Source organism: Patescibacteria group bacterium, assembly GCA_028716045.1.
GTDB lineage: Bacteria > Patescibacteriota > Patescibacteriia > JAQUQO01 > JAQUQO01 > JAQUQO01.
Map to the genome: position 1 here is coordinate 236,751 of JAQUQO010000001.1, position 12,169 is coordinate 248,919.

18 protein-coding genes and 4 tRNA genes are annotated in these 12,169 nt (G+C 40.2%); 20 read left to right on the plus strand and 2 right to left on the minus strand.

Annotated elements, in window-relative coordinates; genetic code table 11:
• Positions 1-9: 9 nt before the first annotated feature.
• The 15 genes from tpiA (at position 10) to PHG22_01240 (ending at position 6,547) form a co-directional block, all read left to right on the plus strand.
• Complete coding sequence (gene tpiA, locus PHG22_01170) at positions 10-774, plus strand: triose-phosphate isomerase (GenBank protein MDD5490390.1); 765 nt, start codon at positions 10-12, stop codon at positions 772-774.
• A complete protein-coding gene (locus tag PHG22_01175) occupies positions 765-1,547 on the plus strand; it encodes a hypothetical protein (GenBank protein MDD5490391.1) in 783 nt (260 codons plus the stop codon). The genes tpiA and PHG22_01175 overlap by 10 nt, the downstream gene beginning before the upstream one ends.
• A 122-nt stretch (positions 1,548-1,669) precedes the next feature.
• Positions 1,670-1,742: transfer RNA gene (locus tag PHG22_01180), tRNA-Thr, on the plus strand.
• 102 nt (positions 1,743-1,844) lie between these two features.
• A tRNA-Thr gene (locus tag PHG22_01185) sits at positions 1,845-1,917 on the plus strand.
• A gap of 114 nt (positions 1,918-2,031) precedes the next feature.
• Positions 2,032-2,187, plus strand: a complete 156-nt coding sequence (gene rpmG / locus PHG22_01190) for a 50S ribosomal protein L33 (GenBank protein MDD5490392.1) — start codon at positions 2,032-2,034, stop codon at positions 2,185-2,187.
• 105 nt (positions 2,188-2,292) lie between these two features.
• Positions 2,293-2,544: a GIY-YIG nuclease family protein gene (locus PHG22_01195; GenBank protein ID MDD5490393.1), complete on the plus strand. Its 252-nt coding sequence runs from the start codon at positions 2,293-2,295 to the stop codon at positions 2,542-2,544.
• Between the two features lie 6 nt (positions 2,545-2,550).
• Positions 2,551-2,624: transfer RNA gene (locus tag PHG22_01200), tRNA-Trp, on the plus strand.
• 15 nt (positions 2,625-2,639) lie between these two features.
• On the plus strand, positions 2,640-2,849 hold the full coding sequence (locus tag PHG22_01205) for a hypothetical protein (GenBank protein ID MDD5490394.1): 210 nt from the start codon (positions 2,640-2,642) through the stop codon (positions 2,847-2,849).
• Positions 2,850-2,899: 50 nt separating this feature from the next.
• Positions 2,900-3,847, plus strand: a complete 948-nt coding sequence (locus tag PHG22_01210; protein ID MDD5490395.1) for a hypothetical protein — start codon at positions 2,900-2,902, stop codon at positions 3,845-3,847.
• Positions 3,848-3,995: 148 nt separating this feature from the next.
• Positions 3,996-4,175 carry a hypothetical protein gene (locus PHG22_01215; protein ID MDD5490396.1) on the plus strand — a complete coding sequence of 60 codons (180 nt, stop codon included), beginning with the start codon at positions 3,996-3,998 and terminating at the stop codon, positions 4,173-4,175.
• Positions 4,176-4,410: 235 nt separating this feature from the next.
• Positions 4,411-4,485 (plus strand) — tRNA-Asn (locus tag PHG22_01220).
• A gap of 129 nt (positions 4,486-4,614) precedes the next feature.
• Positions 4,615-5,022: an S-adenosylmethionine decarboxylase gene (locus PHG22_01225; GenBank protein MDD5490397.1), complete on the plus strand. Its 408-nt coding sequence runs from the start codon at positions 4,615-4,617 to the stop codon at positions 5,020-5,022.
• A 145-nt stretch (positions 5,023-5,167) separates the two neighbouring features.
• Entirely contained in the window at positions 5,168-5,383 is a 216-nt protein-coding gene (locus tag PHG22_01230; protein MDD5490398.1) for a hypothetical protein, read from the plus strand.
• Between the two features lie 17 nt (positions 5,384-5,400).
• The gene (locus PHG22_01235) at positions 5,401-5,775 is read left to right on the plus strand and encodes a Smr/MutS family protein (protein ID MDD5490399.1); all 375 of its coding nucleotides are present in this window, start codon (positions 5,401-5,403) and stop codon (positions 5,773-5,775) included.
• 40 nt (positions 5,776-5,815) lie between these two features.
• Positions 5,816-6,547 (plus strand): TIGR00730 family Rossman fold protein, encoded by a 732-nt coding sequence (locus PHG22_01240; protein ID MDD5490400.1) that lies wholly within the window; start codon positions 5,816-5,818, stop codon positions 6,545-6,547.
• A 285-nt stretch (positions 6,548-6,832) separates the two neighbouring features.
• On the opposite strand, the gene PHG22_01245 is transcribed toward PHG22_01240, so the two are convergent.
• Together PHG22_01245 and dusB are read right to left on the minus strand one after the other, a co-directional pair.
• Positions 6,833-7,042, minus strand: a complete 210-nt coding sequence (locus PHG22_01245) for a hypothetical protein (protein ID MDD5490401.1) — start codon at positions 7,040-7,042, stop codon at positions 6,833-6,835.
• Between the two features lie 227 nt (positions 7,043-7,269).
• Entirely contained in the window at positions 7,270-8,223 is a 954-nt protein-coding gene (dusB, locus tag PHG22_01250) for a tRNA dihydrouridine synthase DusB (protein MDD5490402.1), read from the minus strand.
• A gap of 128 nt (positions 8,224-8,351) precedes the next feature.
• Here dusB and PHG22_01255 point away from each other — a divergent pair, with 128 nt between their 5' ends.
• The 5 genes from PHG22_01255 to PHG22_01275 are packed head-to-tail and all read left to right on the plus strand — an operon-like array spanning position 8,352 to position 12,150.
• A complete protein-coding gene (locus PHG22_01255) occupies positions 8,352-9,299 on the plus strand; it encodes a hypothetical protein (protein ID MDD5490403.1) in 948 nt (315 codons plus the stop codon).
• Between the two features lie 5 nt (positions 9,300-9,304).
• Entirely contained in the window at positions 9,305-9,769 is a 465-nt protein-coding gene (locus tag PHG22_01260; protein MDD5490404.1) for a TrmH family RNA methyltransferase, read from the plus strand.
• A 9-nt stretch (positions 9,770-9,778) separates the two neighbouring features.
• Positions 9,779-10,240 (plus strand): hypothetical protein, encoded by a 462-nt coding sequence (locus PHG22_01265; protein MDD5490405.1) that lies wholly within the window; start codon positions 9,779-9,781, stop codon positions 10,238-10,240.
• A 5-nt stretch (positions 10,241-10,245) separates the two neighbouring features.
• The gene (locus PHG22_01270) at positions 10,246-11,142 is read left to right on the plus strand and encodes a DMT family transporter (protein ID MDD5490406.1); all 897 of its coding nucleotides are present in this window, start codon (positions 10,246-10,248) and stop codon (positions 11,140-11,142) included.
• A 3-nt stretch (positions 11,143-11,145) separates the two neighbouring features.
• A complete protein-coding gene (locus PHG22_01275) occupies positions 11,146-12,150 on the plus strand; it encodes a hypothetical protein (GenBank protein MDD5490407.1) in 1,005 nt (334 codons plus the stop codon).
• The last annotated feature ends 19 nt before the right edge of the window (positions 12,151-12,169 follow it).

Below are 12,169 nucleotides of genomic sequence, written 5' to 3' on the forward strand. Positions count from 1 at the left end.
AATTTGGTTATGAAAATTTTTTTTACTATCGCCAATTGGAAAATGAATTTAGGGTTAAAAGATTCGGTCAAGCTTGCCCGCGCTGTCATTAAAATTAAAAATAATCATAAAAAGAATAAAATAGTGCTTTGCCCGTCGTTCACCAGTTTGGAAAGGGTCGGAAGTTTGATTAAGCGCACGCCCCTAGAACTAGGCGCGCAGGATATGTTTTGGGAAGAAAGGGGAGCGTTTACCGGAGAAATTTCCCCGGCGATGCTCAAGGAGGCGGGGGTTAAATACGTAATTTTGGGGCATTCGGAAAGGCGGAATTATTTGAAGGAAACCGATAAAATAGTGGGGCTGAAAACCCGCGCGGCTCTAAAAAATGGCCTGATTCCAATTGTTTGTATCGGCGAAACCGCCGAAGAAAGAAGGGCGGGAAATTATTGGAGAGTTCTAAGCGGGCAAATCGCCGAGATTTTCAGAGACCTTAAACTTTCTCCGGGAGTCAGGATATTTGTGGCCTATGAACCAATTTGGGCAATAGGTACTGGGAAATTTTTAGATGCCGCCGCAGCCGCTGAAGCGCATCTGTTTATCAGAAAGAAAATTTCGGAAATTTTTTCATCCACTGTGGCGCGGAGTAATTTTACTATTATCTACGGCGGCAGTGTTGACAGTAAAAGCATTTTAGGGTTTACTAAAGAACAAGAAATACAAGGAGTGTTGGTAGGCGGGGCGGCGCAGAAGCTTGCCAGTTTTAAAGAATTAATAAAGAAATCGCAATGCTTATAAACATAAGTTTGATAATTTTGGGGGGTTGTCTTTTAATTTTAATTGTGATTGCCGTGAGAAAATTTCCCAACTTGGCGGCTATTGACGTCAAATCAATACCCGAGGAACAACAAGCGGAAAAGAAGGAGCAAATTTTGACCAGTCGATTTAAGGGATTACTCGGTAAAATTAAATCTTGGGGTAAAGAGCTTTTTGGGCCTACCAGCGATATTTTAAGGGAAAGTTTTTGGAGACTGCATAACAAGCTTTTAGATTTGGAAAAAAGATACAAAAAATCCTCTATGGTAACTGCGGAAAATGGAGAAAACATTGAGCAAAAAATCACTCATCTTTTACGCGAAGCGGAAGAATTAATTAAAGAAAAAAAGTTCATGGAAGCGGAGCAGAAATATATCACGATTATTAGTTTGGATATAAAAAATACCGAGGCCTACGAGGGGCTGGTAGGGATTTATATTGAGGGAAAGGAATACGAGCAAGCTCTTCAGACGCTTGATTATTTGATTAAAATCAATCCGCAAAATTTTGTTTATTATATTGAACTGGGAGAAATTTTTAAGATTCTGGGCGATAAGGAAAAATTATTGGCCAATGCCAAATTAGCGGTTAAATCTTCGCCCCATAACCCTCGCACGCTTGATTTCCTTTTAGAATCTGCTATAATAGGAGAAAATAAAAAATTAGCCGAGGATACTTTGAAAAAATTAGAAGAGGTAAATCCAGAAAACGAAAAATTATCGGAATTTAAAGAAAGGATTAAGGAAATAAAATAATGCCGTTGTAGCCCGCCCGGCACGCCTACGGCGAAGCCGTGGCGGACGGGTTCAGTTGGTAGGGCGGGGCGAGCAGTTGGCTGACCAGCCTTTGGCTGGGACTAATATTTATTCGTTTATATGCCGTTGTAGCTCAGTTGGTAGAGCAACTCCATGGTAAGGAGTAGGTCCGCGGTTCAAGCCCGCGCAACGGCTCAGAGGCCTTTTTAAAAAATATTTTGTAGGTGCGATACCGCTGTCGCACCTCTGTTTTAAGATAAAAGAGCGACAGTTTTGCCTGCCCGCCAGTCGCTAAGTGCCGAGGTAGCTCAGCTGGTAGAGCAGCAGTTTTGTAAACTGCGGGTCGCAGGTTCGAATCCTGTCCTCGGCTCTGGTTCAGTAAGTAAATCAATTGCTCCTTTTCGGTTTCCGCCAAAGGCGGACCCGGTCGGATGACCGGGCGAATCCGACGGGTGGCTTCAGATTATTAATTAATTTTATTTTTATGTCACAAGACAATCTCATTAAATTAGAATGCTCGGAATGCAAAAGGGTTACCCATTTTTCTAAGAAAAATAAAAAAACACTTAGAGAGCGTTTAGCGATGAAAAAATATTGCCGACATTGCAAAAAACACACACCGCATAAGGAAACAAAATAGTCGATGACTATAAGCCGATAGCTTATAGTTCTCGGGGGGTTCGTATAATGGTAGTACAGGGGTCTCACCCGTCAGTCGCGACTGACGGGTGTCTCCAAAACTTTTATGTATTATATTTATATTCTACATATAGAAGGGATTAAGGGTAAAAATTTTTATATTGGTTATACTGCGGATTTGAAAAATAGACTTAAGGAACATTTACTAGGGAGAGTTAGAACAACCAGAGGTAGAAACCCAAAATTAATTTATTTTGAAGCTTATGGTGGTAAATATCTAGCTTTAAAAAGAGAAAAAGGTTTAAAAAATAGTGGTTCCGTTTATAATGCCTTGTTGAGACGTTTAAGTTTAAAATAAAAACTCGGGGGGTTCGTATAATGGTAGTACAGGGGTCTCCAAAACCTCTAGCGTGGGTTCGATTCCTACACCCCCTGCCAGAATTAATTAAAAGTATGAATCGAGAAAATATTAATTCAAGCCCAGAACAAAAGAAAGAGTTAAGGAGGTATGTTTACACGGACCATAAGATTGAAAAGGTTATTTTTGAATGTGAAGCCGGGGATATTCTAGAAGCCGATGAGTTGTATAAAAAAGCCACTGGCAATGATTCAAGTAAGCAAGCTTACGTTGGCATTCAGATTTTGGAAATAAAGAAAGAATAAGAATTCGTTTTCCGGGCGTTTTTTAATATAGTTGAGTAAATTTTTTAAATATGTTCAAATCAACATTTGAAAAGCCCGCCAAGGGGGAGAAGCGACAGGAAAAATTTGCGGAGTTGATTAAGAATATCGCGGCGGAGACAAATGAATATCTCAATCGCTTTATTGAAGACGAAAGGGGTAAAAATATCGTCGGGGAAGACGGGCATATTGAGATGCGTTCTTTTTGGACAAAAAAGGGCGGACCGTTTGCTAAAACCGGAGAGGGGAGCGTAAGCGAAGACGAAGATTTTGTCTTAGAGCGCCGAAAAATTTTCAGCGGAATTTGGAATGATGACGGTAAGGAAGATAAAAACATTAAAGATTATTACCGCGATACTTTTAATTGTGGCACCGAAGAGGAAATGGTGAAACAGTGGAGCAAGAATCAGGAAAAAAGCTACGGGGCGTTGTTGGAAAAGGCGCTTTTGAGTATTTTATATAAGGCCCTGCGCAAGGATTTCATTGTGGTTCATTCCTCGGTTTACGACGATTATGCCAACGGCGTGGATTACGTGATTGTCAATAAAGAAACGGGCGATGTGGCTTGCGCTTTTGACGGGGTTAATGACGATAAGGGAGGGGAGAGATTTGAGAAAAAAATAAAAAAAATCAGGGATAAATCAAAAAAAGACGGAGCGGTATTGAAATACGGAATTACTTTTGAAAAATCTGATGGTGGGAAGAAGCTGGTTAAAAAGGAACTAAGCGGCATTCCGGTTTTTTGTCTGTCAATTTCCCGCGACGAACTGGATAAATTATTGGGCAAGATGAATTATGATTTATCCGGCGGTTTATCAGATGAGGAGGCAGAAGTTTTCGGTAATTTGATTGAATTGTTAAAATCGCAGACGGCGGATTTGGAACATGCCGGTTTATCGGAAAAAGTAAAAGATAATCTGGCGAAGTTTAAAATTTCTTTGGCTAAAATGGAGGAGTCAGCTGCGAAAAAGAGAAATTAATTTTAGTATTATGAAAATAATTTTTTATTTAAATAGCGTTTTTTGAATATTAATAATCTAACCAACAGAGGGCAAAACAATGAGTGATGAAAGAGAAAAGAAAGGGCAAAATGGCTAGGAAAAACCGCCGGTAAGCGGAATCGTGATTGTGTATGGTTCCGATAGCAACGGCAATCCGCTTGGCAGCGATGAAGCCAAAAAGATACAAGGAATTCTTAATATACCAGAGGTGGCAGCAAAGATATTTGTTTCCGATGAAGAGTACGAAAAAGAGTTGGATAAAAAATTTCGTAGGAAATTTCTGCCAAAAAATAACCAAACGGAATAAATCCATTGCCCAAAACGGGGAGCATAACATTGCTTTCCGTTTTTTATTTTCCAGAAGATATTTTAGATGGCGAGAAACACCCTTGACTTATTATCCTTTTGGAGCTATTGTTAGATTATATGAAATCATTTTTAAGATTAAAAAAATTAATAACAATAATAATCCCGCCGGCGGATGGTAGTTTTGATTTGTCTTTTACCACCCGCCATTAAACCGGCGGGTTTTTTGTTTATATTCTGGGGTAGTTTAACGGTAAAACGCTGCACTGTTAATGCAGTTAGTGGAGGTTCGACTCCTCCCCCCAGAGCCAGTTTATTTGGTGTTGTGGATAACTTTTTTTATTGACATATTAGCTTGACAACTTTACAATTAAGTCATAAACTATGATTTAAAAATCATAGAGTTCTTTTTAACTTTCAACTTAGTAAAGGAGGGTGAAATGGCAAAAGAACACCGCGTCAGCAGTGCCGTGCCGTCGTTTGTCTATCTTGCCACAGTTCAGGTTTGTGATGTTGGTCAAATCATAAACAAAGATAATTTGCGGAAGTTTGTCGATAAGCTTTGCGAAGCGATTGAGATGAGAAAGATGCGCCAGAATCCGATCGTGGACGAGCTTCCCTCGGAAATTTTCGGGGTGAAGTCATATTCGGTCAGCCAACCGCTTATGACATCAATTCTAAGCTTGGACACTTGGCCGGAGGAAGACAGTTTTGTTTTACTCATTCATTCCTGCAAAGAGTTTGACCCGCAAATTGTGGCGAATACAATCACCGAATTTTTCAAGGGCGCGAAGATTTTCAAAGAATCTTTCATTGACCGCACCCTTAGAAAGAGCGGGTCGCAATGAGACGTAAATTTAAAAAAGACAATGAAGGTTATGGCACTCTTCCGACCCCTGCATAAAAGCTCAACGTAGCATAGCAGGGGTCTTTTATTTTTTTAAAGAATATGGTAAAATAGGTTAATGAGTTCTTTAAACAAAAGGAGGTAAAATGTTTACATTTTTAATCGTTGTTTATCTGACAATCGGTTTGGCTGTCGGGTGGGGCTGGTTCCGAAAAAATAAACAGGGATTTGAAAATAATCCCTTGGAAGCAAAAATTTTCATCCCGGTCCTCGTTGGTCTTATTTGGCCCTTGCCTATGGTAATATGGATTTTCGAATATGGTGATAATTTATTGGCAAAGAAGAATATAACCCCGCCGTAGTGGGGTTATTTTAAATTATGGGAAATGAAACTAAAAAATTTAAAGATATTTTAGAAGAATATGGCTCTGCGGATTTTAGTCAAGAAAAGGAGTTGGGAGAACTGGAATATAGAAAGAATCCGCGTCATTCTTTACATCCACCAATCGGAGCGGAGCTTGACCTCCACGGCCAGCGCGTTCGCGACGCCATTTTGAATCTAAAAATTTTTATTAAAGATTGCCAAAAGAGGGGAGTATCCAGAGTTTTAATTATCACTGGCAGAGGCGAGGGTATATTGCGGGAGGTTGTCGGAGAAAATTTGGCGGGGTTAAAAGATGACGGAGAGATTAGGTTATATAAAGCAGTAGTGGATAAATCGGGGGAGGCGGGCCCTTTTGATGTTAAACTTTGAATTTGCTATAATTAGTTAAAGTTTAAAAATAATTATTTATATGAGTAATACCTTGAAGCCGTCGAAAGATAAGCGAGAAATTCTTGAAGAAATAAAAAGATTTCAGGCGCCGATGGAGCCGTTCACCAGCCAGGCCAGCTGGAAGATTTTTAAAATTATGGCCGAGTTTATTGAGGGGTTTGAATTTTTATCAAAACTAAAAAAAGAGGTGACGTTCTTCGGTTCGGCCAGAGTGACGGAATTTGATGAGGATTACAAAGACGCCCGCCAGCTGGCCTATAAATTAGGCAAGGCGGGATTCGCGATAATTACTGGCGGCGGGCCGGGCGTGATGGAAGCGGCTAACAGAGGGGCTTCCGAAGCCGGCGCCAATTCCATAGGCCTGAATATCCAGTTGCCGACAGAGCAGAGAATTAATAAATACGTGAAAAGAGGAACAGGTTTTTATTATTTTTTTACCCGCAAAGTAATGCTTTCAATGTCCGCTCGCGCTTACATCTATTTTCCTGGCGGTTTTGGCACTTTGGATGAATTTTTGGAAATCATCACTTTAATTCAAACAAGAAAAGCGCCGCCGTTGCCAGTGGTGCTGATGGGCAAAGAATATTGGGAACCGTTTACAAAATTTATTAATGATACGGTTTATAGAAAATTTGGCGCCATAGAGAAAGCGGATATGGACATTTTTTATCTGGCGAAAAATGTTGATGACGCCTATCATTATATTTTGAAAAATTCCAAACCAAGAAAGTTTTTTACGACTAGAGATTAATTTCTTAAAATCGTTTTGTAAAAAGTGGGCGAGAATCCGAATTCTCGCCCACGTGTTTTTAAAAAAGAAAGCGCCATTTATTGGCGCTATTTAGATACGTTTACTTGGTTTTATGTTTTTGATATTTTTTTATTTGTCATTCTGAGCGTAATCCCGATTATTCGGGATGAAGCGAAGAATCTATATGCTTATTTTTAGAGATCCTTCGTCGCTCCGCTCCTCAGGATGACAAAGTGGGTTTTTAAAAAAAGAAAGCGCCGTTTTACTGGCGCTTTTTAGATTGGGTTACTTGGCTTTATTTTTTTTGACTTTGGGCGGTAAAACTTTGGGGCAACCCATTTCTTCCTGGGTCCATAATTTGTCCCAGGTATTCATAATTGCGTCCCCGTCGGCTTGGTCGGCTTTCGCCATTTCTTCATAAAGCTCCTCGCCTTCTTTTTTGAGCTCTTTGAGCTCTTTAGAAGTAAACCTTTTCTTTTTTAATTTCTCTGTCATGGTATTCTCCTTTGTTAAAAATCATCTTTTTAAACCATGGAGAGAAGTATAAAACCGCAAAAACCAAGTATATTTCACAATATCACAAACTTAGAAATTTGTCAAGGCCAGTCAGTCGCGACTAACGGGTCAAGCCCTTGTATGAAGGCGAGAATTCGAATTCTCGCCTTCATATTTTGGAACGTTTCCAACCCCAGCCCCTTGTCAGGGGGCCAAAAAGGTCTATCTTACCTTGTTTCTTTCAAAATTTTTTCCAGTTCTTTTAATGTGGATATTTTAACCAATTTTTCTCTTAATTTTTTTGCGCCCAGGACGCCTTTAAAATATTGTACCAAGTGCTTGCGGAAGGTGAGAATTTTGTCTTGGCCGTAAAATTTTAAGTGGAGTTTGGCGTGTTCTAAAACTATTTTTTTAATTTCTACAGCGGTTATTTTTTGGGGAACGATATTTTTATTCAGCAAATTTTTGGTTTGCCGGAAAATCCAAGGATTGCCAATGGCGCCGCGGGCAATCATAATGCCGTCACAGCGGGTTTGTTCAAGTGCCCGTTGGGCGTCTTCAGCGGAGAAGATGTCGCCGTTTAAAATCACGGGGATTGCCAATTGTTTTTTTACTTCACCGATTATTTGCCAATTGGCTTTTCCACTATACCCCTGTTTTTTTGTCCGGCCATGGATAGTAATTAAATCCCCGCCGGCTTTTTCAATTATTTTTGAAAATTCCAAAATTTCTTTTTCGTCGCTCCAGCCGGTTCTCGTCTTTACTGATACTGGAACACTCACCGTTTTTTTTACTTCCCGAATAATTTCAGCGGCCAGCTTTGGGTCGCGCATGAGCGAAGCGCCGTTAAAATCAGCAATGATTTTTTTAGCGGGACAGCCCATATTAATGTCAATGCCGTCCGGTCTAAATTTTTTTGCGATGATTTTAGCGGCTCGCGCCATCACTTGCGGGTCTTTGCCAAAAATTTGCTGGATAATCGGGCGTTCGGATTTTTTGAATTCGCACATTTTTAAAGTTTTTGCCGAGCCGCGGACAATTGCTTCGGCCGAAACCATTTCGCGAAAAATCACTTCCGCCCCCATTTTTTTACAAATCAAAGAGAATGGCTCGTCGGTAATGTCAGCCATGGGAGCCAGAGCGATAATTGGTTTTTTTATTTTTCGCCAATCTAAAATCATAGTTTTTATATTATAGTATATTTTTATGTTTATACACAGTTGAGTGCCTGCTAAAAAACTAAAAAAATGGTATAATATAAGGGATTTTTAAGAGCGGGCGAATAGGGAAAATTGAGAAAAAACATTTTATGTTTGATAATCTTGGAATTTTTGCTTTAATAGCCGTTTTATTTTATCTTTTGGGCCGGTCGGCTGATTTAGTCGTGATTAATTTAAGGCGCGTGGGAAAGGGATTAAACGTTTCTTTATTTTTTTTGGGAATTTTTCTCGGAGTATTTACTACCTTGCCGGAATTTGTTTTGGGTATCAACGCTTTGATAAGCGGGGTGGGGGAAATTTCTTTCGGCAACTTGGTGGGTGGGATTGTTGTTTTACTTGGTTTAATTTTAGGGGGTAGCGCGATTTTAAACAGGAAGATAGCCGCCAGCGGAGAGCTATCATCTTTTTTGTCAGCTTTAGCGATTCTTTTTATACCTCTGCTTTTGGGTCTAGATGGCAAAGTGGATTGGGCTGATGGTGTTTTTATGATATTGGCTTATTCCGCGGCAGTATTTTATTTATATTTGAGAAACAAAAAAAAGGAACCAACATTCCCGTCCGTTGAGATAACCAATACCCGAAAGATAATAAAAAATATTTTTGGCGTCATTATCGGAGTGGCTTTGGTAGCGATTATCGCCAATTTAATCATGAGATATACTTTTATTGTTTTGGAACGTTTGGATTTGCCGGCATTTTTTGTGGGCCTGTTGGTTTTTTCTTTGGGAACAAATTTGCCGGAGATTATCGTTTCTTTAAGGGCTTGGCGGCGACACGTGGAGGAATTGTCGTTAAGTAATATTTTAGGTTCGGCAATCGCCAATGTTCTTATCATTGGAATTTTATCCGTATTTAAGAATATCGGGGTGTCAGTGAATAGCTCTTATTATTTATTGTTTATAATTTTTGGAGTGTTATTTCTTCTTTTGGCGATTTTTTACAGAACCGGACGGCAATTGACAAACAGAGAGGGCGCGGTGTTAGTTTTGATTTACGCGGTTTTCGTGATTGCCCAGTCATTTATCTTAGCAAGATAGAAAGTATGTTTAGAGAGAAGTTTTACGTAATCGCCCACAACATCAGGAGTTTGTATAATGTCGGGACTATTTTTAGGACGGCTGATGCTCTCGGAATTTCTAAAATTTTTCTCACCGGCTATACCGGCCAGCCGCCGAGAAAAGAAATCAGCAAGGTGGCTTTGGGAGCGGAAAAAACGGTTGCTTGGGAGCAACAAAAGAGAGTTGGGGTGGTTATAAATAAATTAAAAAAGGAGGGGGTGAAGATAATCGCGCTGGAAACCGGAAGCAAGGCGACGGATTATAAAAAATTTAAGCCGAAATTTCCCCTAGCCCTTATTCTCGGTAATGAAGTGGCTGGCATTTCCGGTGGTCTTTTGCAAAAAACTGATAAAGTAATATCTTTGCCCATGGCCGGAGAGAAAGAATCATTAAATGTCGGAGTGGCCATGGGCGCCGCTGGCTATTATCTGAATAATTTTAGAAAATAATTTAAATATATGCCGGAAAAAATTTTAACAAACATCAACTGGGGGCGTTGGCTGATTTCTTCCCTCGTTTTTGCCGTTTTGGCGCAGATTGTTCACACGGTTGGCGCTATGGTCAGTATGAAGTATTATTTAGACCCGCAGTACTTTGCGGTGTGGAGCAAATTGATGATGCCGGAAGCCGGTCCGCCGCCGACTTCTTTCATGTATTACTCTTTTATTTTTTCTTTTATCGGGGCGTTGATATTCACCGGGCTTTATATTTTTTTAAGAAATAAAATTTTCGGAGAAGTTTCCAAAACCAAGAGCGGATTATTTTATGGCGCAATGTATTTTTTGGCGGCAGTTATTCCTTATTCCCTGACAATGGTTCTTCTGATAAATCTGCCAGCGGGTTTACTTATTTGTTGGGCGGCGGAGTCCGTTATTGTTTATCTTTTAGGCGGGATGTTGGCGGCTGTTATTAATAAATAATTCATATGCTTTGGCTGTGGACCTCTTTTGTCGGGTATTTTTTTAATGCCGTTTCGTCTGTTATAAATAAGATACTATTGGGCAGGTCAATGCCTAACCCCCGGATTTACGCTTTTCTAGTGGGCGTTTTAGGGCTCTCGGGGTTTATTTTAGCTCCCTGGGGTTGGTCTTTGATTTCTGGGTATTGGATGCTTATTTCTTTAGTCACTGGCGCTTGTTTTATAATTGCTTTGTTGCTTTTTTTCACGGCTTTAAGAAAAGACGAGGCCTCGCAAATGGTGACTTTGGTCGGGGCGACGCAGGCAATAATTATTTTTGTTCTGGCTTTTATCTTTTTAGGGGAGCGCCTTTCAGGATGGCAGATTGCCGCTTTTTTGTTATTAGTGCTCGGAGGAATTTTTATAAGCATTGACCCTACTGGTCGGGGGAAAAGCGGTCAAAGTGGCGGAGTTATTTTAGCTTTGTCCGCCGGCATATTTTTCGCCCTGTTTTATATTTTGACTAAATATATATTTAACAATTTGAGTTTTGTGGATGGGTTTATCTGGCCACGCCTCGGCTCTTTTATCGCCGCTCTGTTTTTATTGTTTGACGTTGAAACGAGAAAGAATCTTTTTAGCGGCGGCCAGGAGATGACTGCCAAGGTTTATCTGATTTTTTTAGGCGGGCAAATTTTAGGCGCTTTAAGTTTTGTTTTTATAAATTACGCCATTTCTTTGGCCAGCGTCACTTTGGTTAATGCTTTGCAGGGGGCGCAATATGCCTTTGTCTTTATTTTGGCGTTGTTGCTGATGTCTCGCTTTACCAATCTTTTGAAAGAGCAAATGGCCCCCCGGGTTATCTTACAGAGAGTCATTGCCATTGTTATAATAGGCGTAGGAATTGCCATAATAAATTTTTAAAAAATGAACAGATTAAAAAATATAATTTTTGGCGTAATTTTCATAATTCTAGCGGGAGCGGTGGCGGTTTTAGTTTTTCTCTACGCCGTTAGTTTGCCGCTGGAAAAACAACCACTGGAATGGGGAGTTTCTTTTTCTTGGGACTATGCCAAGTATCTTGGGCTTAATTGGCAGGAGGCCTATTTAGCCGTTTTAGATGATTTAAAAGTAAAGTGGGTAAGGATACCGGTTTATTGGGACGATTTAGAATTGAAAGAAGAGAATTTTAATTTTTCCAAGATTGATTGGCAGGTAAGCGAGGCCTCCAAACGGGGAGTGAATATCCAATTGGCTATAGGATTGCGTTTGCCGCGCTGGCCGGAATGCCGCGCGCCCGGCTGGTGGTGGGGGTTGGGAGAGAAAGAGAGGCAGGATAAAATACTTACAATGTTGAGAGAAATCGTAGAGAGATATAAAAGGGAGCCGGCTTTAAAATATTGGCAAGTGGAGAACGAGCCATTTTTAGACGTTTTTGGCGAGTGTCCGCGGCTGGATAAAAAGTTTTTTGAAGAAGAAGTAAAGTTAGTTAAATCTTTGGATGGAACGAGACCGGTAGTGGTTACTGACAGCGGGGAGTTGTCCAGTTGGCGTAGAATTGCTAAAATATCCGATATCTTGGGGGTGAGTATGTATCGGGTGGTTTGGAACAAGAGATTTGGTTATTTTGAGTGGTTTGTGCCCCCTTCTTTTTACCGTATTAAGGCCTATTTAGTGAGAAATCACGTGCAAAAGGTAATAAACACGGAGTTGCAGTTAGAACCTTGGTTACCTTCGGGTTCGGCGTTAAATACGCCCTTAAGCGAACAAAAAAAATCAATGAATCTTGAGCAAATGAGGAAGAATGTCCGCTTTGCCGAAGAGGTTGGTTTTTCCCCGACTTTTATTTGGGGGGCGGAATGGTGGTACTGGATGAAAAATATAAAAGAAGATGCTTCTTTTTGGGAAGAAGGGCGCCGCCTTTGGCAATAATTTCAAATTAAATTATAAA

Bases quoted from the DNA above. Each gene is read 5' to 3' on its own strand.
- PHG22_01245 (MDD5490401.1), bottom strand. From the start codon at position 7,042: ATGACAGAGAAATTAAAAAAGAAAAGGTTTACTTCTAAAGAGCTCAAA.
- tpiA (MDD5490390.1), top strand. From the start codon at position 10: ATGAAAATTTTTTTTACTATCGCCAATTGGAAAATGAATTTAGGGTTA.
- PHG22_01240 (MDD5490400.1), top strand. From the start codon at position 5,816: ATGAGTAATACCTTGAAGCCGTCGAAAGATAAGCGAGAAATTCTTGAA.
- PHG22_01270 (MDD5490406.1), top strand. From the start codon at position 10,246: ATGCTTTGGCTGTGGACCTCTTTTGTCGGGTATTTTTTTAATGCCGTT.
- PHG22_01225 (MDD5490397.1), top strand. From the start codon at position 4,615: ATGGCAAAAGAACACCGCGTCAGCAGTGCCGTGCCGTCGTTTGTCTAT.
- PHG22_01275 (MDD5490407.1), top strand. From the start codon at position 11,146: ATGAACAGATTAAAAAATATAATTTTTGGCGTAATTTTCATAATTCTA.
- PHG22_01260 (MDD5490404.1), top strand. From the start codon at position 9,305: ATGTTTAGAGAGAAGTTTTACGTAATCGCCCACAACATCAGGAGTTTG.
- PHG22_01195 (MDD5490393.1), top strand. From the start codon at position 2,293: ATGTATTATATTTATATTCTACATATAGAAGGGATTAAGGGTAAAAAT.
- PHG22_01175 (MDD5490391.1), top strand. From the start codon at position 765: ATGCTTATAAACATAAGTTTGATAATTTTGGGGGGTTGTCTTTTAATT.
- PHG22_01205 (MDD5490394.1), top strand. From the start codon at position 2,640: ATGAATCGAGAAAATATTAATTCAAGCCCAGAACAAAAGAAAGAGTTA.
- PHG22_01210 (MDD5490395.1), top strand. From the start codon at position 2,900: ATGTTCAAATCAACATTTGAAAAGCCCGCCAAGGGGGAGAAGCGACAG.
- PHG22_01235 (MDD5490399.1), top strand. From the start codon at position 5,401: ATGGGAAATGAAACTAAAAAATTTAAAGATATTTTAGAAGAATATGGC.
- rpmG (MDD5490392.1), top strand. From the start codon at position 2,032: ATGTCACAAGACAATCTCATTAAATTAGAATGCTCGGAATGCAAAAGG.
- PHG22_01255 (MDD5490403.1), top strand. From the start codon at position 8,352: ATGTTTGATAATCTTGGAATTTTTGCTTTAATAGCCGTTTTATTTTAT.
- PHG22_01265 (MDD5490405.1), top strand. From the start codon at position 9,779: ATGCCGGAAAAAATTTTAACAAACATCAACTGGGGGCGTTGGCTGATT.
- PHG22_01230 (MDD5490398.1), top strand. From the start codon at position 5,168: ATGTTTACATTTTTAATCGTTGTTTATCTGACAATCGGTTTGGCTGTC.
- dusB (MDD5490402.1), bottom strand. From the start codon at position 8,223: ATGATTTTAGATTGGCGAAAAATAAAAAAACCAATTATCGCTCTGGCT.